The following is a 1,651-nucleotide window of genomic DNA, read 5'->3' on the forward strand; positions in this document are numbered from 1 at the left end:
GCGCGGCAGGCGGCGACGGCTTCGTGGAAGAGAACCTGTGGACCGGCATCGGCCGCGCCCGGTCGGGCTGCGGCGCGGCGATCGTCGGCGATCCGGATCAGGTGCTGGCGAAGATCCGCGCCTATCAGGCCGAGGGCATCGATGCCTTCATCCTGTCGGGCTATCCGCATGCGGCGGAGGCGGATCTGTTCTCGCGGCATGTCCTGCCGCAGATCAACCACGCGCCGCTGGTGCTGTAAGATGCGTATCCTCCCTGTTGCGAAGCAATGGGGAGGTGGCAGCCCCAAGGGGCTGACGGAGGGGGCAGTCCACCCCCCCCCCCCCCCCCCCCCCCCCCCCCCCCCCCCCCCCCCCCCCCCCCCGCCAATGAGGCAGGCGATAACCGTGAGCAGCAGCACCAGCCAGCGCCGCGCGACGGAGAAGGAAACGATGGAATGAATCATGGCTCAGTGCTCGTGCTCCGCCTCGCCCTTGCCGAGTTCGGCCTTGAGCATAAATGACCCGGCGGCGGCGATCCGCTCGCCGCCCTTGAGCCCCCGCATGACCAGGACTTGGCCGCCACTCGCCTGCCCGGTTTCCACCGGAACTGCACGAAAGCCCTTCGCCGTCCATACGAAGACGCTGGGCCGCCCTTCGACGGTCTGGATGGCTACCTGCGGCACCGAAACGGCTGTCGTGCGCCCCATTTGAGGAAGCGCCACCTCGGCGTTCACCGTCTCGCCCACACGCCACTGGCCGGCGCGGTTGTCGAGCGCGGCGATCGCCGGAACCAGGCGGGTCTGCGGATCGAGGATTGGGGAAAGGAACCGGATGGCTCCTTCGGCGCTACGACCCGGCGCGGTGACGGTGACCCGGGCACCGGGCCGAATCCGGGCCGCATCGGCGGCGGACAACGACAGCGCGATCGTAACCTTGCCGAGATTGGCGACCCGGTACAGTTCCGTATCCGGCGCCACCACCTGACCCAGCGTAGCGCTACGGGCGATCACTTGGCCGGACAAGGGCGAAGGCAGCGCCACCCGGTTGAACCCGCCGGCTGCCCTCCCCGTCACCGCCAGTTGCTGGCGGGCAAGGCGCAGCGCGATCGCTGCCTCGACCGCTGCCGTTCGCGCCGCAACGAGATCCTGCTCAGCCGAAACCTTCTCCGCGAACAGGCGCCGCTCGCGGGCAAGATTGCTGTTGGCGAGCGACAGGCGTGCCGAGGCGGCCTCGATCTCCCCCTGCATCTGCGCCGCTTCGCGGCTTTCGACGACGGCAAGCGTCTCTCCGGCCTGCACGGCATCACCGAGGTTGCGGCCCAGCGTCACCAGTCGCCCGCCGATGGCCGCGGTCACGATCTGAATGCCCTGAGGATCGGCCTCAATCGTGGCGGACAGCGACACCGCCCCGCCAACGCCGGCCGCACCGACCGTCATGACTTCCACGCCTGCCGTCTTCAACTGCTCCGCGCTGAGCGACACGGTGCCTTCCTCATGACCGCCACTTTCATGCCCGGTCCCCTCTCCACGCCCTTCCTCGCGAGCATGGACTTCGCTGTCCTGTGGTGCGGAACTGCAGGCGCCCAGCATCAGTGCAAGCGCCAGCGCCGCCGCGTGTATCAACGTCTTCATCGGTTCAATCCTCGGTCGGGAGCGGCGCGGGCGCGGGCGCG

The 1,651-nt window shown here is 69.3% G+C and carries 1 protein-coding gene and 1 pseudogene; one reads left to right on the plus strand and one right to left on the minus strand.

Annotated features, from left to right (window positions below; all coding sequences use genetic code 11):
• A pseudogene (locus tag LH128_RS28900) lies at positions 1 to 239 on the plus strand (LLM class flavin-dependent oxidoreductase); the annotation flags it as partial.
• Positions 240 to 446: 207 nt separating this feature from the next.
• On the opposite strand, the gene LH128_RS28905 reads toward LH128_RS28900, so the two are convergent.
• A complete protein-coding gene (locus tag LH128_RS28905) occupies positions 447 to 1,610 on the minus strand; it encodes an efflux RND transporter periplasmic adaptor subunit (RefSeq protein WP_008833250.1) in 1,164 nt (387 codons plus the stop codon).
• Positions 1,611 to 1,651 lie beyond the last annotated feature (41 nt).

The sequence above is a fragment of the Sphingomonas sp. LH128 genome (genome assembly GCF_000293195.2).
Taxonomy (GTDB): domain Bacteria; phylum Pseudomonadota; class Alphaproteobacteria; order Sphingomonadales; family Sphingomonadaceae; genus Novosphingobium; species Novosphingobium resinovorum_A.